The organism is Actinomadura madurae, from assembly GCF_047130825.1.
In the GTDB taxonomy this organism is placed as follows: Bacteria; Actinomycetota; Actinomycetes; order Streptosporangiales; family Streptosporangiaceae; genus Spirillospora; species Spirillospora madurae.
In genome coordinates, this window is the sequence record NZ_CP083237.1 from 5,421,897 (window position 1) to 5,445,185 (window position 23,289).

The 23,289-nt window shown below is 72.2% G+C and carries 18 protein-coding genes; 8 read left to right on the top strand and 10 right to left on the bottom strand.

Translation table 11 applies throughout. The features are described 5' to 3' along the window. Positions 1 to 12 precede the first annotated feature (12 nt). A complete protein-coding gene (locus K8Z49_RS24510) occupies positions 13 to 993 on the bottom strand; it encodes an NADP-dependent oxidoreductase (protein WP_412515313.1) in 981 nt (326 codons plus the stop codon). A 107-nt stretch (positions 994 to 1,100) separates the two neighbouring features. Between K8Z49_RS24510 and K8Z49_RS24515 the strand changes: the two genes are divergently transcribed. Together K8Z49_RS24515 and K8Z49_RS24520 are read left to right on the top strand one after the other, a co-directional pair. After that, entirely contained in the window at positions 1,101 to 2,081 is a 981-nt protein-coding gene (locus K8Z49_RS24515) for a GlxA family transcriptional regulator (RefSeq protein WP_021592800.1), read from the top strand. 79 nt (positions 2,082 to 2,160) lie between these two features. Beyond that, complete coding sequence (locus tag K8Z49_RS24520; RefSeq protein WP_412515314.1) at positions 2,161 to 3,735, top strand: Imm49 family immunity protein; 1,575 nt, start codon at positions 2,161 to 2,163, stop codon at positions 3,733 to 3,735. Here K8Z49_RS24520 and K8Z49_RS24525 read toward each other — a convergent pair. Then, positions 3,722 to 7,177: a hypothetical protein gene (locus K8Z49_RS24525; protein ID WP_412515315.1), complete on the bottom strand. Its 3,456-nt coding sequence runs from the start codon at positions 7,175 to 7,177 to the stop codon at positions 3,722 to 3,724. The two genes, K8Z49_RS24520 and K8Z49_RS24525, sit on opposite strands and share 14 nt — an antisense overlap. A gap of 197 nt (positions 7,178 to 7,374) precedes the next feature. After that, on the bottom strand, positions 7,375 to 8,118 hold the full coding sequence (locus K8Z49_RS24530; protein WP_412515316.1) for an SDR family oxidoreductase: 744 nt from the start codon (positions 8,116 to 8,118) through the stop codon (positions 7,375 to 7,377). 83 nt (positions 8,119 to 8,201) lie between these two features. Here K8Z49_RS24530 and K8Z49_RS24535 point away from each other — a divergent pair, with 83 nt between their 5' ends. Then, positions 8,202 to 8,675 (top strand): RrF2 family transcriptional regulator, encoded by a 474-nt coding sequence (locus K8Z49_RS24535; RefSeq protein ID WP_021592796.1) that lies wholly within the window; start codon positions 8,202 to 8,204, stop codon positions 8,673 to 8,675. Here K8Z49_RS24535 and K8Z49_RS24540 read toward each other — a convergent pair. Then, positions 8,672 to 9,148 (bottom strand): CBS domain-containing protein, encoded by a 477-nt coding sequence (locus K8Z49_RS24540; protein ID WP_021592795.1) that lies wholly within the window; start codon positions 9,146 to 9,148, stop codon positions 8,672 to 8,674. The two genes, K8Z49_RS24535 and K8Z49_RS24540, sit on opposite strands and share 4 nt — an antisense overlap. 141 nt (positions 9,149 to 9,289) lie before the next feature. Here K8Z49_RS24540 and K8Z49_RS24545 point away from each other — a divergent pair, with 141 nt between their 5' ends. Then, on the top strand, positions 9,290 to 10,549 hold the full coding sequence (locus K8Z49_RS24545) for a cation:proton antiporter (protein WP_021592794.1): 1,260 nt from the start codon (positions 9,290 to 9,292) through the stop codon (positions 10,547 to 10,549). A 14-nt stretch (positions 10,550 to 10,563) separates the two neighbouring features. Further along, the gene (locus K8Z49_RS24550; protein ID WP_021592793.1) at positions 10,564 to 11,844 is read left to right on the top strand and encodes an ArsB/NhaD family transporter; all 1,281 of its coding nucleotides are present in this window, start codon (positions 10,564 to 10,566) and stop codon (positions 11,842 to 11,844) included. A 65-nt stretch (positions 11,845 to 11,909) separates the two neighbouring features. On the opposite strand, the gene K8Z49_RS24555 is transcribed toward K8Z49_RS24550, so the two are convergent. Beyond that, complete coding sequence (locus tag K8Z49_RS24555; RefSeq protein ID WP_021592792.1) at positions 11,910 to 13,304, bottom strand: alanine/glycine:cation symporter family protein; 1,395 nt, start codon at positions 13,302 to 13,304, stop codon at positions 11,910 to 11,912. A gap of 180 nt (positions 13,305 to 13,484) precedes the next feature. Here K8Z49_RS24555 and K8Z49_RS24560 point away from each other — a divergent pair, with 180 nt between their 5' ends. Continuing rightward, entirely contained in the window at positions 13,485 to 13,679 is a 195-nt protein-coding gene (locus tag K8Z49_RS24560; RefSeq protein WP_412515317.1) for a hypothetical protein, read from the top strand. A gap of 136 nt (positions 13,680 to 13,815) precedes the next feature. Next, the gene (locus tag K8Z49_RS24565) at positions 13,816 to 14,823 is read left to right on the top strand and encodes an ATP-dependent DNA ligase (protein WP_412515318.1); all 1,008 of its coding nucleotides are present in this window, start codon (positions 13,816 to 13,818) and stop codon (positions 14,821 to 14,823) included. Between the two features lie 57 nt (positions 14,824 to 14,880). Here the strand turns inward: K8Z49_RS24565 and K8Z49_RS24570 are convergent, their stop codons facing one another. The 5 genes from K8Z49_RS24570 to K8Z49_RS24590 form a co-directional block, all read right to left on the bottom strand. After that, complete coding sequence (locus K8Z49_RS24570; RefSeq protein WP_412515319.1) at positions 14,881 to 17,328, bottom strand: hypothetical protein; 2,448 nt, start codon at positions 17,326 to 17,328, stop codon at positions 14,881 to 14,883. A 547-nt stretch (positions 17,329 to 17,875) separates the two neighbouring features. Then, a complete protein-coding gene (locus tag K8Z49_RS24575) occupies positions 17,876 to 18,526 on the bottom strand; it encodes a TSUP family transporter (RefSeq protein WP_412521157.1) in 651 nt (216 codons plus the stop codon). Beyond that, positions 18,412 to 18,762: a hypothetical protein gene (locus K8Z49_RS24580; protein ID WP_412521329.1), complete on the bottom strand. Its 351-nt coding sequence runs from the start codon at positions 18,760 to 18,762 to the stop codon at positions 18,412 to 18,414. The genes K8Z49_RS24575 and K8Z49_RS24580 overlap by 115 nt, the downstream gene beginning before the upstream one ends. A 337-nt stretch (positions 18,763 to 19,099) precedes the next feature. Next, a complete protein-coding gene (locus K8Z49_RS24585) occupies positions 19,100 to 19,621 on the bottom strand; it encodes a DUF3592 domain-containing protein (RefSeq protein ID WP_412515320.1) in 522 nt (173 codons plus the stop codon). Between the two features lie 164 nt (positions 19,622 to 19,785). Beyond that, on the bottom strand, positions 19,786 to 19,911 hold the full coding sequence (locus K8Z49_RS24590; RefSeq protein WP_021599262.1) for a hypothetical protein: 126 nt from the start codon (positions 19,909 to 19,911) through the stop codon (positions 19,786 to 19,788). A 185-nt stretch (positions 19,912 to 20,096) separates the two neighbouring features. On the opposite strand from K8Z49_RS24590, the gene K8Z49_RS24595 reads away from it, so the two are divergent. Beyond that, complete coding sequence (locus tag K8Z49_RS24595; RefSeq protein ID WP_412515321.1) at positions 20,097 to 23,282, top strand: hypothetical protein; 3,186 nt, start codon at positions 20,097 to 20,099, stop codon at positions 23,280 to 23,282. Positions 23,283 to 23,289: the final 7 nt, after the last annotated feature.

A 23,289-nucleotide genomic window follows, 5' to 3' on the forward strand; every position in this document is an offset into this window, starting at 1 on the left:
TGCGGGGGTTGGTCAGTCGGTCACGGTGAGAACGAGCTTCCCGCGGCTGCGGCCGGTCTCGCCGCGGGCGTGGGCCGCGCCGGCCTGCTCTAGCGGGAAGGTCTCCTCCACCTCGACCGCGACATCGCCGGCGTCGATCAGCCCGGCGATCGTGGTCAGCGCGGCCCCGTCCGGCTCCACAAGGAACGGAGTGACCCGGACGCCGGCCGTCTCGGCGGCCTGCGCCAGCTCCGGGGAGACACCGCCCGGGACGGCCACCAGCAGACCACCGGGGCGCAGGACCTTGAGCGAGCGGGTGCCCGTCCGGTCATGCGCGTCGCCCACCAGGTCGATGACGATGTCGACGTCGGCGGCGGCGTCCTCGAAGCGGGTGGTGGTGTAGTCGATGGTCTCGTCGGCGCCGAGCTCCTTGAGCCAGGGGTGGCGGGCGGCGCCGGCGGTGCCGATCACGTGGGCGCCCAGGTGGCGGGCGAACTGGACCGCGAAGTGGCCCACCCCGCCGGCCGCCGCCGTGATCAGGACGCGCTGCCCGGCCCGCACCTGGACGGTGTCGACCACGATCTGCCAGGCGGTCAGCGCCGCCAGCGGCACTGCGGCGGCGTGCGCATGGTCGAGGGTGGCCGGCTTGCGGGCCCACTGGCGGGCCGGTGCGGTCACGTACCCGGCGTAGCCTCCGGCGGCACGCGGGAACCAGGGCATGCCGTACACCTCGTCGCCGGGCGCGAGCGCGGTGACGCCGAAGCCGACCTCCTCGACGACGCCGGAGACGTCCCAGCCCAGGATCAGCGGGAACGTCTGCAGCCCCGCCATGCCCTGGCCCTCGCGGGTCTTCCAGTCCACCGGGTTGACGCCGGCGGCGTGCACGCGCACCAGGACCTCGGTCGGCAGCGGCTCGGGGCGCGCGGCCTCCTCGACGGTCAGGACCTCCGGTCCGCCGAACTCCCTGATGGTGACCGCCCGCATGGTGTGCTCGCTCATGTCGTCCTCGCTCATGTCCGTCTCGCTCTGCTCCGGGACTAGGCCCCGGCACGAGAAAGCGTGGCGTTTGGTCATGGGCGCGGGTGAGTGGCCGGAAGGCCATCTGTCGTACCATTCCGGCCATGCCGCATCGCGTCGCCGTCCTCGCTCTCGACGGAGTCCTGCCGCTGGACCTGGGCATCCCGGCCCGGGTGTTCAACGAGGCCTGCGAACCGGACGGGACCCGCCTGTACTCCGTCAGCACCTGCTCCCTCGGCGGCCGGCCGGTGCGCACGCACGAGGACTACCGGATCGTCGTCGACCACGACGAGTCGCTGCTGGAGACCGCGGACACCGTCGTGATCGCCACGCAGGAGCCCGGCGAGGAACTGCTCGCGTCCGGCGCGCTCCCCGCGGAACTCGCCGCGGCGCTGGCCCGGATGGGGCCGCGGACCCGCATCGTCAGCCTGTGCACCTCGGCCTTCCTGCTCGCGGCGGCGGGTCTGCTGGACGGTCGGCGGGCCACCACGCACTGGATGCTGTGCGACGCGCTGGCGCGGCTGTTCCCCGACGTCGAGGTCGATCCGGACGTGCTGTTCGTCGACAACGGACGCATCCTGACGTCCGCCGGCGGAGCGGCCGGCATCGACCTGTGCCTGTACCTGGTCCGGCTGGACCACGGGGCGGCGGTGGCCTCGGCCGCCGCGCGGCGCTGCGTGGTGGCGCCGTGGCGCGAGGGCGGGCAGGCGCAGTTCATCGAGCACCCCGTTCCGGAGGACGCCGACCGCTCCACCTCGGCGACCCGGCAGTGGGCGCTGGACCGGCTGGCCGACCCGATCACCCTGGAGGACATGGCCCGGCACGCGCACATGAGCGTGCGCACCTTCACCCGGCGGTTCCGCGGCGAGGTGGGCAGCAGCCCGTTGAAGTGGCTGGCGCAGCGGCGGCTGGCACACGCGCGCCTGCTGCTGGAGTCCACCGACCTGACCGTCGCGCGGATCGCCACCGCCTGCGGCTTCGGCGACCCCGTCGCCCTGCGCAAGCACTTCCACGCGCACGTGGGCCTGTCGCCCCTGGCCTACCGCCGCGCCCACAACGCGCCGCAGCCGGTGACGACGCGGTGACCACCCTGCCGTGGAGCGCCGGAGACGGGTTCCGGCGTTGGCCTTCGGGTGTCGGTCGCGGTCGCTACGCTCACGCTCCATGCGCATTGATCGTCATGACATTTCCGAAGAGTCTGTTGCGTCCGCTCTGGCGGACGTCCCCGAGCAGTTAGACCGGGACACCAAGCTCGCCGAGAACGGCGGCCCGTACGGCATCAAGATGCTCGCCGACATGCTGCTGGACTACGCGGCGGCGCGCACCGTCGAGATCGACCCGCTCGTCGAGACCCGCGAGACCTGGCTCGCGCTGACCTCCGCCGCGGAGCTGTACAGGGACTATGTGCTCGCCCAGACCGTCCCGGCCGGCGGGGAGGTCCGCGCCTTCGTCGAATACCTGGGCGTCGGGTTCGGCTTCCGGCAGGAGGATGACGAGAGCCTCAGCACGCGCGACTGGATCTGGGCTTACCAGGTCGCGCTCGCCGTCGGGGAGGAGCGCGCCATGCTCGACCTGAGCCGATTCATGCGGTCCCTGCCCGAGGATGACGACCTTCTAGGCCTTCGCGCCTTCTTCGGGAAACAGCCCGCCGAGACCTACCCGGACTCCCCCGAGGGCCGGATGCTGCGCGCGATCGCCCAAGGCGACGCCGCCGCGTTCAACGCCGCCCTGGGCGCGGCCCTGGAGCAGCACCGCGAGCGGGCCGGGAGGCACCCGCGCGATCTGATCGCCTGGGGGCCGCTGGCCATGACCGCGCTCGCGCGCGAGGCCGAGCTGCCGATCGAGGTCGAGTCGGGCTATCTTCCCGAGCGGCTGCTCACGCAGGCGGGGCCCAGGAAACCGAGCGCGGACGGCCCGGTCGCCCGCCCCGAGTTCGACGCCGACCGCGCCGCCGAATGGCTGGAGGACGACAGCGAGGTCTCCGAGCAGGATGTGGAGCACGCGTTCAGCCCGAAAGTGCTCGTCCGGTTCCGGTTCTCGGCGATGGCCGGTCCCGCGAAGCACAAGATGCTGGCGCTGGCGTTCCGCTCCGTCCTGGACCCGCGAGCCGAGACCTCCGCGTACATCGACGGGCTGCTGATGGCGAGCGAGTCGTTCGCGTCGGCGTTCCGGCTGGCCTCGGTCCCGCGCGGCACGGCGATCGCCGTCACGCTGCGGGGACGCACCGAGGAACTGCCCGCGTCCGGGCCGAACGGCGACGTCTCCGACTGGAACTACGCGAGGGCCGCCGCGCTGGCCTGGACGTCCCGCAGGGAGGCGGATCTGGCGATCCTGGCCGCGTTCGACGCCGACGACCTCGACGTCTCGCTTCCGGATACCAACTCTTACGCGCGCGCGTGCCACGCCGTCCTGCGCGGAGAGGACCCGCGTCCGCATCTGCGGAACGCCCTCGCCAAGACGTCCGGTGACGGGCACTGGGAATGCCTGCGCAATCCCCGTGCCCGGCTGCTGGAGCGCATAGCCGAGGACGACGCGGATGGCTTCAACGCCGTCCTCGCCGACGCGCTCGGCCTCTACCGCGACTACTACAGCGCGGGCGAGAACATCGACGACCCGGACGGGCAGCTCTCCTTCGACGCGCTCGGACTGGCCTGCCTCGCCCACGACCGGGGCATCCCGGTGCGGGTCGAGTCCGACTACCTGCCCCGCGCGGTGATCGACGGGCTCAGCCCACGCTGAAGACCGGCCCGCCCGCTTGGTCAGGGGGTGGGGTGTCGTCGTGGTGGGAGCCGGTGGTGCGCCACCACTCGGCGGCGCGGTCGTAGGCGGGGCCGGTCGTCCACAGGTCGGCGGGGTCGTCGGGCATCAGGACCTCGCGGAGTTCGCGGTCGAGCCGGTAGGACCGCTGGGCCTTGTGGCCGCGCTCACCGGTGCCGGGATCGGTGTAGAGGTCGAGGATCTCCGCCGGATAGCGCTCCAGTTCGGCCTCGTCGCCCGCCATGAACGGGTAGCCGAAGGCCGCTGAGGCGACCTCGGGAAGAGGGAGTCCGGTGCGTGCGGCCAGGTCGCGGACGCCGGCGACGTCGTAGGGCGCCGGCCCGCGCTCGTCGAGCAGCCGGACGAACTCCGTGATCCGGGCGCCGCCCCAGCCCTGCGGGACGGCGGGATTCAGCTCGGTGTGACCGGGCAGGTCGAGGGGCTCGAAGCGGCCGTCCGGCGAGTGTTCGACGGCCCAGGCTCCCCGGTGGCGACCGATCTGGGCGGGCTGCAGGAAAAGGGAGCCGGACGGCGTCCGCCACAGCTCGCCGTCCCGATCGCGGTTCCCGCCGGTGAACGCGAGTTGGTGCAGCCGCCATCGCCCGCTGCCATCACCCCAGGGGATGTCGCCCCAGGTCCGCAGAGTGATCAGCGACCGGTCGCGGTCTCGGGCGGGCGTCCAGGGCCAGGCGGCCGTCAGAGCCTCGGCTCCGAGCTTGCCGAAGGTGAACAGGACGGGGTCGAAGCCGGGCGGCAGCGCCATCGCGCGAAGAAGGTGCGGCGTGCCCGGGTCGGCGGCGTCCGCCAGCGCCCTGGCCACGATGCGCGCCGCGATGACCGTGGCGTCGTCGCGTGCGCCGGACGGTCCGGATTCCCTGCGGATCAGGGAGGGCGCCCGCTCGGGACGGTCGATGCCGAGCCGGTCGCGGAGCCGCATCGCGCCGGGGAGCACCTCGGCCGCGCGTCGTACGAGGTCGTCGATCGCGCTCCTGAGCCGCGGCTCGGTGACGGTGGGGAGCAGGCGGTCGAGTGCGGCGGCGCGTTCGGCCGGGCCGTGCAGCGCCGCGTCCACCAGCTGCTCGGCGACCTCGCGTGTCAGCCCGCGCAGAGCCTGCGACCCGGCGACGTCGGCCGGGACGAGTCGGGGCCACCAGCCGGGCGGCGGCACCAGCGGTTCCTCGATGCTCTGGGAATCGCGGTAGCGGACCCGGGCGGTCAGCGACCCGTCCGGGGCGATGATATGGATCATGGCCCCGTGAAGCCGGACGGAGGCGGGCTCGGCGGCGTCGGGGAAGGTCACCTCGACGCTGGACGGGGCGTTCGGCCAGCGGTCGCGGGCCTCCGGGTCGTAGGCGAGCTCCTCCGCGTTCACCACGCGCAGGGTCCGGCGCGTTCCAGTGGACACGTCGCCGCTGGAGACGTAGAAGGACTCGCCGTCGTACCAGGGGCGTCCGGCGGCCGAGGCCACCTTGGCGCGGTGGACGACGCCGTCCGGGCCGTGCACTTCGACGCTGCTCCCGATCGCCACGGTGAGCAGGTCGAGGTGCTGGGTCGCGACCACCCGCGCCTTGCCGGGCCGCGGGGCGACGGGCGGGGCCAGCTCTTCGGGAAGGCCGGTGCGAAGCGCCCGGTACACGACGTCGACGGGGTCGCTGATGGCGAGGCCGGCGAACGCGTCCGGATCGATGCCGGTGTGCCCGGCGTCGGCGAGCGGCACCAGGTGGGGCAGCGCGATCTCCAGGCCGAGGAGGTCACCGGCCGAGACCTGCGCGGTCCATTCCCGGACGCGCCCCGCGAGTGCCTCCCCGAGCTCGCGCACCTCGCAGAAGCGGCCCAGGTAGGTCGCGTTGGAGGCGTAGTAGGTCACGGTGCGGACGAACCAGTCGAGTTCGTCGCGGAACCCGGCGGGGTCGTCCCGCAGGCGCCTGGCCGGCTCGTCGAGATCGTCTCTCCGGACCCAGGCCGGCCCGCCCTCGGGACGATTCTTGTCGAGGTTGCGAAACGCCAGCGGCTCCGCGCTCCTGACCGGTCCCCCGCCCGCGGACGGGGCGAAGAGGCGGTCGGTGGCCTGGTCGACGAGAGAGGCGAGCGGTTCCGCAGGCGCCGGGCCCAGGGAGACGAACCATTCCGGAGACAGGTGGGCGCCCGCCCTGCTCCAGGCCAGCAGGCGCAGCCATTCGAGGCGGACCTGCTCCAGGGCGTCTCCCCGGCCCGGGTCGGCGGCGATCAGAAGGTCGCGCAGGTCGGCGGAGTCGTAGCACACCCGCCGCATCGCGCTTCGCACGGCCTCCCAGACGGGCCGCGCCGAACGCCGCAGCAGGTCGTGCCGGAGCAGCCGTTCGGCGACCCAGTCCTCCTCGGCCGTGCCCTCCGTCCCGGCCGCGTCCGCCCCCGCGACCAGGTCGGTGATCAAGCCGGGATCGGGGACGGCGCCGAGGGCGAAGACCGCGTCCGCGACCTCACGCGCCTCGGCATGCGCGGCGGCGGCGTCGGGACGAGCGGACAACCGGGCCAGATACTCGCGTACCAGGTCCGGTGCGAACGCCCCGGCCGGCACCAGTTCCAGCACCGTGCGGTGCGACCGGGCCGTGTCGGGGGCCAGTCCGAACAGGGCGGCGAAGGAGTCCTCGGCCTCCCAGGCCTTGCGCAAGAACGCCGAGGCCAGGGCCCCGTGCCCGGCCACGTGGAACGTCCGGCAGGCGTGCTCGAAGAACGCCGGAACGAGCCACGCGGGCAGGTCGACGGCGGACCCGACGACCCGCCGCCGCGCCTCCGGGGGATCGTCGGCGGCGCTCGCCAGCGCCTCGCCGAGGTCCGGAAATTCTGGGGGCGGGGCATCCGCGGGAAGGAAGCGGCGCACCTCCCTTGTCTCGTACGGCAGGACGCGCACGCGCCGGCTGTCCGGGGTCAGCCCGGCTTCCTCGGCGCACGCCAGCGCCGCGGCGAGGTCGTACCGCCGCGCGCCGAACCGTTCGAACACCCTGGACAGGACGGCCTCGTCCACCGAGCATTCCTCGGCGGCGGCGATCAGGTCGTCGAGGGCGTCCAGGGCCTCGTCGTCCCAGTCGCCATCGCTGAACAGGTCGTGGACGGAGTCGTCACTGCTGAACTTCTTGGCGATGGCGCTCCCGTCGTCCCCGGCCGTCTCCGGATAGGGGCTGCGGTCCCAGCCGCCGCCGTCCCACCAGAAGACGAATCCGAGCGCCCCGTCGTCGACCTCCCGGAACCAGGCGTGCGGGAACCAGTCCGGCGCGTCCGCAAGGAAGTCGATCGGAGGGTCGTGCCAGGCCGTCCGGCTGAACTCGTGGTCGGCGCCGACGAGGACGGCGCGCTCGTCATCGACCCAGGTCAGCGTCCACCGGTTGCCACCGCCGTCGTCGAAGTCCAGGCCCGAGGCGCCGACCCGGCAGGAGGCGATCCCCATCCCTCCCCTGACCAGGGCCGCCACCACGCCGCCATAGGTCCAGATGTCCTCGGGTGACGGTAACCCCGATACCGGTTCAGAGGGCGACATGGCAGGTGCGATTCCTTCCGGTGGGCGGAGAGGCCGTGATCCGTTCTAGGACGCCACAATGCCCCGCCGGAGGTGCCGCGGGATGCCCAATCGTGATCTCGGACGGTCTATCGCTGCTCGGCGAGCCACTGGTCGAAGGTGGTGGGGATGATGCGGGCGTCCGGGCCGGGCAGGAGCACGTCGCCGGCGGCCTCCGCACTGAAAATGGCCGACCACGTGGGAACCAGCTTCACCGTGCGGCCGAGCGCCTGGTTGGTGCGCCGGGCCATGTCGACCAGGTCCTGCGGTTCGGGCCCGGCGACGTCGCCGTAGCGCCCCCGCGGCCGTCCCGTCGCGATCTCGGCGAGCACGCCGGCCACGTCCGCGGGCGCGACCGGCTGGACCAGCAGCGGCGCGATCGTGGCGGCGCCGTCCTGCTCGGTCCAGCTCGCCACCATCGCGGCGAAGTCGTGGAACTGCGTGGCCGGGACGATCGTCCAGGGCACCGGACCGGCGGCCACCAGGCGCTCCTGCTCGCGCTTGCCGGCGTAGTGCGCGTTGCCTTCGATGCGGTCGACCCCCGCGATCGACAGCAGCACATGGTGCGCGACACCGGCCCGGTCCTCGGCGGCGAGCAGGTTCCGTGTGACGGCACCGAAGTAGGCCACCGTCTCGGCCGGGTCGGCCGCGGTGCTGTTGGTGGCGTCGATGACCGCGTCCACGCCGGCCAGCGCGTCGTCGAGGCCGTCGCCGGTGGTCAGGTCCACGCCCAGCGAGCGGCTGATGCGCACTGCCTCGTGGCCGTCCCGCTCGAGAGCGGCGACGGTGAGCGTTCCGATGTTCCCGGTCGCGCCGGCGACGGCGATCCGCATGGTGGTCTCCCTTGTTCTGGCGAGCGACCTGAAGGCTATCATGGATAATATAGATCCACGATATCTACGATAGACTCCTGGGTGTGAAGCTGCCTGTAAGCACCGAATGGGTTCTGCACTGCGCGACCACGCTGGCCCAGCTGGAGCCGGGAGCCAGCGCGTCGACGGCGCAGCTGGCGCAGTACTACGACCTGCCGGCGCCCTATCTCGCCAAGCAGCTGAAGGCCCTCGTCAGAGCCGGTCTGCTCGCCGCGACGGCGGGCCCGCGCGGCGGGTTCCGGCTCGCGCGCCCCGCCTCCGAGATCACGCTCCTGCAGATCGTCGAGGCCGTCGACGGCGCGTCCTCGCCGTACGAGTGCCGCGAGATCCGTCAGCAGGGCCGGGGCGCGCTGCCGCCCGAGGACTGCCGGAACACCTGCGTCCTCGCCGCGAAGATGGCCGAGGCGCACCAGGCCTGGCGGGACAGCCTCTCCGGCGTCACCCTGGCCGGCGTCCTCGACACCCTCCCGCCCTCGGCACCGGCCCGCACCCGTGCGCGCCTGGCGGAGACGACCTAGCCCGCGTCGGGCGGGACGGCCGGGAGGAGGCGGTCGAGGAGGTGGGACGCGGTGATGACGCCGATCATCGGGGCGTCGGTGCGGTCGGGCTCGCCGGAGACCGCCACCACGGGGCTGCGGGCCGCCGCCATGACGCTGGCGATCTCCATGGCGGTGGCGTCCGCGTCGACCACGGGGAGCCGCATGCGCTCCTCGGCCAGCAGATCGGCGACGTGCTTGCCGGCGAGCCGGCCGCAGAGCTGGTCGGCGTGCCGCTCGTCGTAGACGCGGGCGAGGGTGGGGTCGTCCCGGACGTGTTGCGGGATGGTGTACCGCAGCAGCTGGGAGCCCGGAATGACGGCGACCGGGCGGTTTTCGGCGTCGACGACGAGAAGGCCGGGGAGGCGGTGTCCGGCCAGCAGCCGGGCCGCGTCCAGCGCACTGCTTTCGGGCGTCACGGTGGGGTACTCGACGGCGAGGTCTCGGGCGCGCACACCTGCAACGTATCCGACACCGGCGCTCCGACCGCGGGGGGCGGGCGTAGCGGATGTCCCCGGATCCCGTTAGGGTCTGTCCCTGGTGAGCCGGGAAGTCTGGTCGGCATGTGGTATCCGCCTTCCTGAAGGAACCCCGGCATGACGAGCCTCCTGCTGTGCTTCGCCGCCATGTTGCTGCTGGCGGTGCTGGTGTCCAGCCTCGCGCACCGCACCGTGCTGTCCACGGCGGCGCTGTTCCTGGTCGGCGGCTTCCTGCTGGGTGACGGCGTCACGGACGTGATCTCGCTCCAGCCCGGGGACGAGCTGGTGGGCGGGCTGGCGGAGCTGGCGCTGTTCGCGGTGCTGTTCACCGACGGTATGCACGCCGGCTGGCAGGACCTGCGCAGCGCGTGGCGCCTGCCGGGTCGTGCCCTTGGCTGGGGGCTGCCGCTGACGTTGCTGGTCACGGCGGTTCTCGCGCGGTACGTGGTGGGGCTGGGCTGGGTGGAGTCGCTGCTGATAGCGGCGATCCTCACCCCCACCGACCCGGTGTTCGCCGCCGCGCTGGTCGGCAACGACAAGGTGCCGCCCCGGCTGCGCCATCTCCTCAATGTGGAGTCGGGCGTCAACGACGGGCTCGTCCTGCCGTTCGTCGTGCTGTTCCTCGCCATCGCCCAGGGTGAAGAAGACCTGCACCTGGGCGAGCTGGGCGTCGAACTGGCCGGCGGGGTGGCCATCGGCGTGGTGATCCCGTGGGCCGCGATCATGTTGGAGCGGACCCGCTGGTTCGCGATCGCCCCCAAGTACGAACCGCTGAACGCGGTCGCGATCGGGCTGCTGGTGCTGGCGACGGCGCAGGCCACCCACGGCAACCTGTTCCTGGCCGCCTTCGCCGCCGGGGTCACCGTCGCGACGATGGGACGCGGCCACCGGGAGGCGTTCGAGGAGTTCGGCGAGCTGGTCGCCGAGCTGCTCAAGCTCGCCGCGCTGCTGGTGTTCGGCGCGCTGCTGTCGCCCGCGTTCCTCGGTGACGTCGGCTGGACGGGCTGGGTCTTCGCGGTCCTGGCCCTGGTGGTCGCGCGCCCGGTGGCGATCTGGGTGTCGTTCCTGGGTTCCCGGTTGACCATGCGGGAACAGGTGGCCGTGATGTGGTTCGGCCCCAAGGGGTTCGCCTCCGTCGTGTACGGGCTGCTCGTCCTTGAGGCGGGGATCGCCGCCGGCGAGGAGATCTTCCACCTCGTCGGCGTGACGATCATGCTGTCGATCCTGGCCCACTCCTCCACCGACATCGTCGTCGCCCGCGGCTTCGACGACGAGCGGGAGGTGCCGGCCTGGTTCGGCAGGGCCCGCACCCTGGTCCGGCGGCCGGCCCGGACCGCACCGCCGGACGACACAGCCGACCCGAAGCACCCGGAATGATCAGGAGCTGACCTTTGGCCGCTGCCGCCGCCATCGCCATATTCGCCGCCGCCTACGTCCTGATCGCCACGGAGAAGATCCACCGCACCGCGGTCGCGCTCGGCGGTGCCGGGCTGATGCTGCTGTTCCACATCACCGACGCGGAGAAGGCGTTCTTCTCCACCGAGTCGGGGGTCGACTGGAACGTCATCTTCCTGCTGCTCGGGATGATGGTGATCGTCTCGGTGCTCCGGCAGACCGGCGTGTTCGAGTACGTGGCGATCTGGGCCGCCAAGCGCGCTCGCGGCAGGCCCTACCGGCTGATGGTGATGCTGACGGTCATCACCGCGGTCGCCTCGGCGCTGCTGGACAACGTCACCACCGTGCTGCTCATCGCCCCCGTCACCTTCCTGGTCTGCGAGCGGCTCGCGCTGAAGGTCGTCCCCTACCTGATCGCCGAGGTGATGGCGTCGAACATCGGCGGCACCGCCACTCTGGTCGGCGACCCGCCCAACATCATCATCGCCAGCCGCGCCGACCTGTCCTTCAACGACTTCCTGATCCACCTCGCCCCGCTGGTCGTGGTGCTGATGGTGGTGTTCTGCCTGCTGTGCCGCTGGCTGTTCCGGGGGGCGTTCGTCTACGACCCCAAGCGCGCCGCCGACGTCATGACCCTGCAGGAGAAGGAGGCGATCACCGACCGGCGGCTGCTGTGGCAGAGCCTGATCATCCTCGGGCTCGTGGTCGCCGCGTTCGTGCTCCACCCCGTGCTGCACTACGAACCGTCCGTCGTCGCCCTGCTGGGCGCGGGCATCCTGGTGGCCGCGACCAAGGTCACCACCGAGCAGGCGCTGGAAGAGGTCGAATGGCCCACCCTCGTCTTCTTCGCGGGCCTGTTCGTCATGGTCGGCGGGCTGGTGGAGACCGGGGTCATCGGCGACGTCTCCCGCGCCGCCGCGGACGCCACCGAGGGCCGTCTCGGGTTCGCGACGATGCTGCTGCTGTGGGCCTCGGCGGGACTCTCGGCGATCGTGGACAACATCCCCTACGTCGCGACCATGAGCCCGATCGTCGCCGACCTCGTCCAGCAGCAGCCCAGCGGTGACGGCGACGTGCTGTGGTGGGCCCTCGCCCTCGGCGCCGACCTGGGCGGCAACGCCACCGCCATCGGCGCCAGCGCCAACGTCGTCGTCCTCGGCATCGCCGCCCGCAACGGGACGCCGATCAGCTTCTGGCACTTCACCAAGTACGGCCTGATCGTCACCGTCATCACGGTGGCTCTCGCGACCCCGTACCTCTGGCTCCGCTACCTCTGACCGCGGCGCGGCGGCCCACCGCCCGGTGGGCCGCCGCGCACATCATGATGGGACGACGCCGGCGCTCAGGCCTTGCCGGCGTCGGCGGGCTCCTCTTCCTTCGGACGTTCCTGGAAGTAGGCGCGGGTCTCCCGCCAGACCAGCGGGCTCAGGATCAGCAGGCCGACGAGGTTGGGCAGCGCCATCAGCCCGTTCATCACGTCCGAGAACGTCCACACCGCGGTCAGCGTCGAGACCGAGCCGATGTAGACCGCCACGATGAACACCAGCCGGTACGGCAGGACGGCACGCCGCCCGAACAGGTACTCCATGCAGCGCTCGCCGTAGTAGGACCAGCCCAGCAGCGTGGAGAAGGCGAAGAACAGCACGCCGAGGGTGACGATGACGCTGCCCCAGTCGCCGGGGAGCCCCTCGTCGAAGGCGCGTGCGGTGAAGGTGGCGGCCTCGTCCTCGCCACCGATCTTCCAGGAGTCGGTCACGATGATCGTCAGGGCGGTGAAGCTCACCACGACCAGGGTGTCGATGAAGGTCTGCGTCATCGACACCAGCGCCTGCCGCACCGGGTGGGTCGTCTTGGCGGCGGCCGCGGCGATGCCGCCGGTGCCGAGCCCGGACTCGTTGGAGAAGATCCCCCGCGCCACGCCGTAGCGGATGGCGGCGGCCACCCCGGCGCCCACGAACCCGCCGGTCGCCGACGTCCCCGAGAAGGCGTCGGTGAAGATGAGCCCGATCGCCCCGGGCAGTTCCTCGATCTTGAACGCCAGGACCGCGGCGGCGCCCACGATGTAGAAGACGATCATGATCGGGACGAAGGCGCTGGTGATCCGGCCGATGCTCTTGATGCCGCCCAGGATGACCGCGCCGGCCAGCACCGTCACGATCAGGCCGGTCGCCCACGGCGCCAGCCCCCACTCGTCCTCGACGTTCTCGGCGACGGTGTTGGCCTGCACCATGTTCCCGATCCCGAAGGCCGCGATGGCGCCGGCGATCGCGAAGAACCCGCCCAGGAACCAGCCGAGACGGCCCTGGATGCCCTCCCGCAGGTAGTGCATGGGGCCGCCGCTCTGCTCCCCGGCGGCGTCGGTGCGCCGGAACCGCACGCCGAGGAAGGCCTCGCTGTACTTGGTCGCCATGCCGACCAGGCCCGTGAACCACATCCAGAACACGGCGCCGGGCCCGCCGAGCGCGATGGCGGTCGCCACACCCGCGATGTTGCCGACGCCCACGGTGGCGGCCAGCGCCGTCGTCAGCGCCTGGTAATGCGCGATGTCGCCGTCGACATCGTCGTCCTCCTTGCGCTTGAAGAACGCCAGCCAGAAGGCCAGGCGGAAATGCCGGAACTGCAGGCCGCGCAGAAGGATGGTGAGGTACAGGCCGGTCAGCAGCAGTAGCGGGATCAGCAGCCACGGACCCCAGACGAAACTGCTGACATCCGCCAAAAAGTTCTCGAGCGACTCCATGGGACCACCACAGGGCGAGGGGCTGAAGGAACTCCCCGGACCGTAACGCGAGACGGCGCCCGTGTGAAGATCCACATTCGCGGATCATTCGCCCTATATCGGGGCAAATCGGCCATGTTTACTTCGGCTGCCAGGCGGTAGCGATGGGACCGGCCCTGTCGATGCCGCAGGAGATGTCTCATGCCACACCCTGAACAGCCGTACGACCGCACGCTGGACGATCGACACCCCGTGCCTGGATGTGCGCGCCACGCCCCCCTCGCGGTCGAGCACCTGGCGCCTCGCGACTGCCCCTATGGCTCGTTCACCGCGTCCACCTCGGTTCGTGGCGCCGATGTCATCGTCCTGCGATACCTGGCCCCGACGACCTTCTGACACCGCACCGCTCCGGGTGGCTCAGCGCGAAGCAATGACCTGGTCATCGCCGGCTCAAGGATGGTGCCGGGCCGCTGTGGGGGTGAGGCGGCAGGGTAGCCGTAGGCCATGAGCCGGCTTCGGGGACGTTGACGCCGTGCACATCCGTGCGTCCGTCGCCCCGATGCTGGCGACCGCCGTCGACCGCGTCCCCGAGGAACGGGCGTGTCCGGGTGGTTGCCGCTACGAACCCAAGTGGGACGGGTTCCGCACGCTGGCGATCGTGGACGAGGACGGCGGCGTGCATCTGTGGTCGCGCCGCCGCAAACGGTTGAACGGCGCCTTTCCCGATGTGGTGACGGCGGTCTTCGAGGCCGTCCCGCCCGGCACCGTCGTCGACGGCGAGATCGTCCGGTGGGGAGGCGACGGGCGCCTGGATTTCGGTGCGCTGCAGCGCCGCCACGCGGCCGGCCGCCGGCGCGCCGACCTGGCGGTCGCCGAGCCGTGCCACTACGTGGTGTTCGACGTCCTGGAGACCGGTGGGGTGGACCACCGTCCCCGGCCCCTGTCACGGCGGCGGGCGGTACTGGAGGAGTTGCTGGCCGAGCTCCCTGGGACGTCCCGGGTCGTGCTCTGCCCGCAACTGCGCGACGTCGGCGAGGCGCGGTTGTGGTTCGAGGTGCTGACCGCCCAAGGGATCGAGGGCCTGGTGGTCAAGGCCGCGGACGGTGTGTACCGGGAGGGCAGGCGCGGGTGGTGGAAGGTGAAGCACCGCCTCACCACCGAGGCGATCATCGGCGGCGTCACCGGGACGGTGACCGCCCCGCAGACCCTGATCCTCGGCCGGTACGAACCGGACGGCCGGCTGCGCGTGGTCGCCCGGTCCACCCCGCTGCCGCCCGCCGCCCGAGCGGACCTGGGCGGCGTCCTGACGGCGGCGGGCCAGGACCATCCCTGGCCCGCCGAGCTGCCCCCGGGCTGGGCGGGCGGCCTGCCCGGCGCCGAACGGCCGGCCGCCTACACGCGCGTCGTCCCGGACGTCGTGGTGGAGATCAGCGTGGACGCGGCCGTCGAGCACCGCCGGTGGCGCCACGCGGTCCGGTACGTCCGGACCAGACCGGACGTACCGCCCGATGACGTCCCGGGCGGTACAGACATCGAGTGAGCCGTCCTACGGCGAGTCATGCCCGGCCACCCACATCGCACCAGGGGTCCGCGCGCACTAGATCCGCCCGTCGCCCTGCGGGGCGATGACGAGGGTGACGCCCGCGGCGGCCGCACCCGCGGCGTACTCGCCGACGGCGAGCCGCATCAGACCGTTGTGGTTGCCGTATTCCTCGCTGCCGACCACGACCGACGCGGCGCCGGGCATGCGGTAGGTGAGCTTGGAGGTGCCGTGCTCGCCCTGCTGCCAGACACGCACCGCGTCCCCCTGGACCTGGATCGTGCCGGGAGTGCGTCCGTCGTGGGAGAGCACCGGTGCCACGCGCCGCACCGGCCCGTCGTAGCCGCGGAGGATCGTGGTGACCCGGGTTTCCCGCGGGGTGACCGCGAAGCGCTCCTCGACCATCGTGACGCCGCCGCCGAAATCACCCTCGTACCGGACGGTGAACCTGACGTCGTCGCCGCGCAGCCGGGTCGGGCGTACGACGGCGTCCTGCGTCAGGCCCGGTTCGAGCTCGCCGAAGTAACGCCACTGGCCGGGGCCGTCCTCCCACGCCACGCCCATCCCGGTCGTCGGCGGCCTGGGGCCGTCCGGTATCCGGTAGCTCGGCGCGGCCAGCAGCGAGTCGCTCGACCCGAGCTGCGGTGAGTGGCCCGCGAAGTGCGCGCGGATGAACCCCGTCGCGTCGTAGTGGTGGTCGCCGGCGGTGTCGATCTCCACGTAGCCGCCACCGGCGTTCGCGAAGACCTTGTGCAGCGGCTCGATGTGCAGGACGTAGCCACCGGTGTCCGCGGGGGCGGGCCGTTCGCTGACGCGCTCGGTCGTGGCCGCGTGTTCGTACGCGATGGCCAGCATCGACATCGGCAGCAGGTTGTACTGCGAGTGGCCCGAATAGGACTCGTATCCGAAGCTCTGCGCCGGGTCCATCCAGTTCTTGACGATCTGCATTTCGCCGCTCGGACGCACCCAGCGGAACATGGAGCGCAGCGCGAGGTGCGCGCCCCGCTTGAAGTAGGCGGCCAGTTCCCTGTCGCCTGCGGCCAGCGCGCGTGCCGCGAAGACCTCGTAGGTCACGCACTGCTCCGCCTCATTCCACTGGTGGTGCGCGGACCTGCCACCGGCGGGCAGCTCGCCGTTCGGCGACTGCATGAAGAGGCTGGTGATGGCCGCACGGCGGAGGGCCTCGGTCAGCTCGGCCCGGTACGGGCCGGTGTACCCCCGCGCGATGAGATCTCCGAGCCAGAGGCGCGGGAAGTGGTCATAGGGCATCGGGCCTTCCAGATAGAGCCCGTAGGAGGTGTCGAAGTGCCTGCCCTGCGCGGCGAAGCTCACCTCGGGGTAGCGGTCGGACGCCGCCCGCAGGCCCATCTTCTGGAACAGCGCCTCACCGCTGGCGGCGACGATGTTCCAGTTGTTGGCACCGATGCCCGAACGGTAGGTGGCGAACGGGTCGAATCGGCCGATGTCGTACTTCCAGGCCGCGGAGCGCGCCGTGGGGACATGCGGTTCCAGCAGCCGGATCGCATGGGCGAGCATCGGCGCGAAGAAGTCCTCGTGGCCGTCCGCGGCTGTGCGCTCGGCGAGTTCCCGGGCCGACCAGTCCAGCGCGAGCGCGGCCTGTTTCAGGAGGTCCTTCCGTCCGGCGTACACGACCAGGGCCGCGGCGGCGTGGGCGAAGGCGGGCGTGCTGTACTGGAACTCACGGTTCCGGTAGGGATCGATGATCGCGCCGTCGGCGTCCTGCCCGGCCTTCCAGAAGTCCACCTCACTCGTGATCAGCCGCAGGTAGTCGCCCCGCCCGAGGCCGGTGGGCCGGACCCGGCCGCCCGCCGACCGCGACCGGTGGCCGTCGAGCAGCGGCGCCGTCGGATCCGGTGTGGTCAGGATCGGCCCCCAGGTGCTGGTGACCGGGGCATCGGTGAAGGTGACCCGGACCGGCTCGGGAGCTGCCACAGGCTCGATGACCAGCGCGTTGACGACCCAGTTGTCCGCGGGCGAGTCCACGGTGACGTCGACCCCCGTGCCGCCCTCCGGGACGACGAGCGTCGCGGTCAGCTCGGCGAACTGCGCGTAGCTCGGATGCAGCACCGGCAGCGGCTCGCCGCCGTCCACCCCCGGCACCCGCAGCCGGGTGAAGTGGTCGGCGAACGTCAGGTCGCCGGACAGGACGCGCAGGCGGTAGCGGCCCGGCGCCAGACTCCCGATCCGGAACACATGGGCCGCTTTTCCGAACACGAAGTCGCGCTGCGGAGCATCACCGCCCCGGTCACGGATGCTGAGCCCGTCCGCCGAGACCCAGCCGTATCCCCGCGCCTCGGTGTAGGCCTCCGTCCCGACCCGCACGTAGCCCGGCGCCGGCTCCGGCGTCGCGCCGCCGAAGTCCAGACGGAGCGTCCCGGCCTCCGGCCCTTGCGCCGCCCCTGCGGGAGCCGCCCATCCGGGCATCGTGCCCGCCAGTGCCACCCCCAGCGTCCCCGCGAGAAACGCGCGCCGTCCTGTCTCCATGCCCTCGCTCCTTTACGAAGATCAGCGGTCAGTGGTGCAGGTCATCGGGCCCGGCCCCTGATCGGACCGGGCGCCGAAACGGACAACCGTCGAAGCGGCCAGACGTCAAGGCAGCCAGCCCCCGGAAGCCCCGGCCCCGCGAGGCGCCGGGCCGCGCGGCGTCGGCGCCGGGGCGGGCGGCCTCCCGAGCGCGACGCCGAGCCGCCGCGCTGCCACGGGCTGCCGCGCAGGCGCCGCCGCCCCAGATGTGAAAGCGCTTTCTCGATGGCATGGCGAACAGCCGGGAACCGCACAGCGAATGCGGCCGCGGCGCCTGGACTGGCGCATAGCCGCCCGCTTAGGCATGCCGTGGCAACTGTGCCGGAAGGGAGACCGCCTTGATCCGGGCCTCGGGTCTCCGGGACGAGGTCGGGCGGCGTGACCCCGGGACCGGGATCGGCATCTTGGCGGGTGACGCCGCTCTGGCCGTCCGGGAACCTGCCGAGCCCCACCGGCCCGGCGGCCGTTCCGTGGACGGCGAGCAGGCGCCGGCGGCTGGCAGAGCCCTTCATCGACCCTCCTCAGAAAGCGCTTTCTGGAGCGTAAATTGCCCCACCGGCACCGTCAACCCCTCAAATCGACGCCGCTCGAAGCCCCCAACACTCGTTGAGCTCGCACTTCTGGGAAGGGGCGGTGATACACATCGGCGGGTCCCTCGGCTCGGTGCCGTCAACGGCTGGGCGTGAGCGAGAGGACCGCGTACGTGCCCGCGCCCACCAGCGAAGTGAGGAAGGTGGATGCGAGCGCGGCCGGAGCGACGCGGGCGATGGGCATACCGCGGCCCACCAGGATGGGGCCGACCGCCGATCCCGTATATGCCTCCGACGGTGCGGACCGCCAGCGCGAGCGCGGTGATGAAGCGTGTGGACGGCTGACCGGTTTGGTGCTTGGGCGGACGCACGGCGCGGACGCACAGCCACAGGCCCAACGGCAGCAGGAGCAGGGCGACCAGAACGCGGAAGACCGTGGGGCCAGGGACCACGAACACTCTGATGGACGCTCCGAGCATCACGCCGGGCAGCGTCCCGGCGATCAGCAGCCGGGTCAGCGGGCCCGCGAGATCCCCCTGGCGGTGATGGCGGGCCAGGGCGCCCGGACCGGCGACCACGTTGAACAGCAGGTTGGTCGGCGTGACGGCGGGGCTCGGAACCCCCAGCACGCTGAGCTGCGCCGGAAGCAGGAATACCGCTCCCGACACCCCGACGGGGCGGTGACCACGGCGATCAGCGCGCCGATGGCGAAGCCGACCAGTTCCGCCTGCACCGCCATGCCCTCAGCCAAGCAGATGCCCGCAGTCGTCCACTCCGCGCCCTGGTCGTTGGCGCTGATCAGGTGTCGCAGGGTGCGGCGGTGGTCGGTCGCGACGCCATAGACACCGTCGAGCTCGGCACCCATGCACGACCGGCCTCCCGGACGCGGGTGACGGCCGCCGCACTAGATCCTGCCGCCCCAGTCACCCGGCACCCACCGTGAGCAGACCGGGTCATGTGCCAGGGCGGAATCGGATGTGGTGGACGCCCCGATGTGCTGAACAACGGCCTGCCGGTCCGCCGGGGGACGAAGGATCGAGCTGTTCCGCCAGCGTGCCGGGGTGCGTGCATGATGACCGGGGTCGGCTCGGCAGGGCCGTAGCACGGCCATTTCTGCGGGCACGATGCACGCGGTGGTGGGCAACCTGTCCGTTGGTACCGCGTCGGCCGCTCGGCGACGGTGGCGATCGGGCGGTCAGGGGCTACTCGTTGACCCCTTGCATCAGGTAGAAGGCCTGCGCGGCGACGAGATAGGCCAGCACCATGAGGCACAGGATGAGTTTCAGCAGGGGCCATAGGGGATGGCGGATTCTCGTTTCGCCGGTGACTTCCGAGTTGGACGGGTTGCCGGGGTCATAGCTCACCGGAACGGACGAGCCGACGATCCATTGGCGGCTGCTCGGGGTACGGCCGGCGAACGTCACGGGAGTACCGTCCTGGGTCTCGAAACGCACCACCGGCCGGAAGATGGCGCCACCGGCGTTCGAACTCACGGCGATGGCGGAGTCCAAGGCCATCACGCTGGTGTGGCCCTGGAGCCATTCCGCCTGGTTGTCGACCACGATCCCGTGTGCGGCCTGCGCCGTCCGGCGGAAGCTCCGTAACCGGCTCCGGTCGCGTACACGCCGGGTGGCGCGCAAGGCGTACCTCGCCGAAAGTGACAGGAACACCAGCTCGCCGACGGCGACGCCGATGTTCGCCCACACGAATTCGTTGCTGTCCAACGTCGAAACCCTTTGCTGGCAGGACAACGCTCTGGGAATAGCCGTTGGGCGTGATTGTCGGCCTGCCGCGGGACGGGTGCCTATTACCCATATGGGTGCCCCTGCCTTGGTGGCGTGGGAGGTGGGAGCGGGCGCATCGGTCGGGGGATGCGCCCGCTCTCCGCTCAAGGGGTGAGGAATCGGTCGATGAGCCAGGTGGTCACGGCTCTGACGGCGCCGGCGGCGGCGCCGCGCACTGCGGCGGCGGCCAGCAGGAGCCGTTCGGTGCGGGTGAGTTCGATGCGGGTCATCGCGGTCTCCCTGTCTGGGCGGATCGGGCGTGCCGGCCGGCGGTTTCAGGTTGCATCCGCCCGGCGGCCCGGTTCCGAGTCGCGACGGTGACGCGGCGCGTCCGGACGTCGGGCCTTTTCAGGCCCGTGATCGGGAGGAGGCGCGATGATGGGTTGCGATGAGTGGCGATCAGAGGAGCGGGCCGGTGCGCCGGCCGCGGCCGATCCCGCGGCCGCAGGTGCCGCCGGGGCCGCTGCGGGATCTCAAGGATCTGCTGTACGAGCTGTATCTCCAGGCGGGGGCACCGTCGCTGGACGAGATCACCGCGTTGATCGCCGCCGATGACGACCTGGCCGGAGCGCCGGGCCGCGACACCGTGCGCCGGATCGTGGGCGAACCCGTGCCGCCGCCCGCGCAGGCCGATGTGGTGGCGGTCGCGACGGTGCTGGCCCGGTCCGGCGGATGGGCCGCGGAGGACGCCGTCCAGCGGGTCCGTGAGCTGTGGGTGAAGTCCCGGATGGACGTGCCCGCCGGCACGCCGGTCGGCGAGCTGACCGATCCCTTCGCGCTGGAGGTGCACCGGCCGATCGTGATCGAGTCCGCCGCCGGAGCGCCGGAACTCCCCGTCCTTCCCCCTTACCTGGCCCGCGAGCACGACCGGCGGCTCGCGGAGATCACGGCGCGGGCGGTGGACGGGCAGAGCGCGATCGTGTCGCTGGTGGGCGGGTCGTCGACCGGCAAGACCCGGGCGTGCTGGGAGGCCGTCCAAGGGCTGCCGGCCGGATGGCGGTTGTGGCACCCGATCTTCCCGGACCGGGCGGCGGCCTTCCTGTCCGAGCTGGAGCGGGTCAGGCCGCGCACCGTGGTGTGGCTGAACGACGCGCAGCTCTACCTGCGGACGGCCCAGCCCGCGGTGGGCGAGCAGGTCGCGGCCGGCCTGCGGGATCTGCTGCGCGCTCCGGGGAGGGGGCCGGTGCTGGTGCTGGCCACCCTGTGGCCCGAACACTGGGACCTGCTCACCGTGCCCACCTCTGCCGACCCGTACGCGCAGGCCAGGGCGCTGCTGGCGGGGAGCCTCGTCCGGGTGCCCGAGTCGTTCGGCGGGACGCGGCCGGCGGAGCTCGCCGAGGCGGCGCAGCGGGACCCGCGGCTTGCGCAGGCCGTCAAGGAAGCCCGGGACGGGCACATCGCCCAATACCTGGCGGGAGTCCCCGCCCTGCTGGAGCGCTACCAGGCCGCGCCCCCGCCGGCGCGCGCGTTGATCGACGCGGCCGTCGACGCCCGCCGGCTGGGTCACGGCCCCGCCCTGCCGCACGCGCTGCTGGAAGTGGCGGCACCGGGGTACCTGACCGACCAGGAATGGGCGCAGACGCGGGACGACTGGTTCGAGGAGGCCCTGGCCTACACCGCCCAGCCATGCAGGGGCGCGCTCGGCCCGCTGACTCGGTCCAAGCCCCGGCCCGCTCCCGTCCCCCGCGGCGCGGACACTGCTCCGCACGCGCGGACGGAGGCACCGCGGTACCGGCTGGCCGACTACCTGGAGCAGGCGGGACGCAGGCAACGTGCCGATGCGCTCCCGCCCCGGTCACTGTGGGAGGCCCTGGCCGCCTCCGCGGACGTCGACGACCTCGCCGTGATCGCGGACCAGGCCGATGCCCGTGGGCTGTACCGGGACGCGGCCCAGATGCGCAAATACGCCGTGGCGGCCGGCCATTCGGCCGCGGCCCTCCGGCTCGTCTCCAGGGCCCGCACCATCGACCCCCGGCTGGCCGGGCACGCCGCGGAATGGGTCGCCGCGCGCCAGTCCCTCGGTGACCCGCGCGACGTCGCCCGGCTGGTGCGAGCGCTGTGGAAAGCCGGTGCCGGCCAGAGCGTCGGCCTGCTCGCCGATCGGGCCGCCGCGCACATGCCCGTCGACGATCCGCAGGGCATCGGTGAGCTGCTGCTGGAATTGTGGAAGGCGGGCGCGGAGCAGGCGATCTCCACGCTGGCCGGACGCGCCGCCGCCCACGCGCCGCTCGATCAGGTGGGAGGCGTCGCGCACCTGCTGAAGGAACTGCGTCGGGTGAACGCCGAACAGGCCGTCACCGACCTGGCCGGACGCGCGGCGGCGCACGCGCCCGTCGACGAGCCGGGTGCCGTCGCCGCACTGCTGCGGAACGTGCACGAGGCCGGCTGCGGGCAGGCGGTGGCCACGCTGCTTTCCCGCGATCCCGCGGAGCGGGTCGCGCTCGATGACACGAGCGGGGTCGCCCGCCTGCTGAAGGCCCTGCGGCAGGTCGACGCCGGGCAGGGCGTCACCGTGCTGGCCGGACGCATCGCCGACCGTGCCCCCCTCGACAACGCGTACCGCCTCGCCGACCTGCTCAAGGGGATGCAGAAGGCGGGCGCCGAGCAGGCCCTCACCCTGCTGGCCGACCGCGCCGCCGCCCACGCGCCGCTCAGCAACGTGTTGGAGACGGCCCACCTGTTGCATGCGCTGCACGAGGTCGGCTCAGGAACGGCGGTGACCGCGCTGGCCGGACACGTCGCCGGTGGCGCTCCGCTCGACCGTCCGGGCGACGTGGCCGACCTGCTGCGAGCGCTGTGGAAGGTGGGCGCGGGCGATGCCGTGACCGCACTGGCCGGACGCGCCGCCGCCGATGTTCCGCTCGGTCATCCAGGCGAGATCGCTCGGCTGCTCCGGGCGCTGCATGACGCGAACGCCGAGGAGAGCGCCGCGGTCCTGACCCGTCGGGCCTGTGACCACGTCACCCTCGGTTCCCCTGGCGATGTCGCCCGGTTGATACGCGCACTGCGGGAACTCCCGGGGGACGATGGGGCGATCGACTCGCTGCTGGCCCGCGCCCCCGCCGACCAGGTCGCTCTCACGGATCCCGGAGGCGTCGCCTACCTGCTGGAGGAGCTACGGGCCGTGGACGCCGCTCCAACGATCGCTTCGCTGCTGGCCCGTAAGCCCGCCGTCCAGGTCGCTCTCGACGTCCCGGGCGATATCGCCCGCCTCGTGCGAGCGCTCAAGGCTGCGGGCGCGGTGGAGGCCGCCGCGCGGCTGGCCGACCGCGCCGCCCAGGTGCCTCTCGACGAACCGGCCGGCATCGCGCGCCTGATACGCGCACTCGGGGAAGGCGGCACCGCGCATGCCGCCGCGGCCTTGGCCGAGCGCGCCGCCCTCATCCCCCTCGACAGGCCCCATCACGCTGACGCCCTGTCGCAGGCCCTGCAGAAGCTCGGTGCCGAGCATGCCGTCGCCACGCTGGCCGAGCGGGCGGCCACCGCGGGCGCGTTCACGATCTTTCTGGACGCCGCCCCCGGCCGAGCCGAACGGTTCAGGTTCGGCCGCGCCCATGACGGCACCCCCGAACCCGCATGGCAGTGGCATGACCTGCTCTGACCTCTGA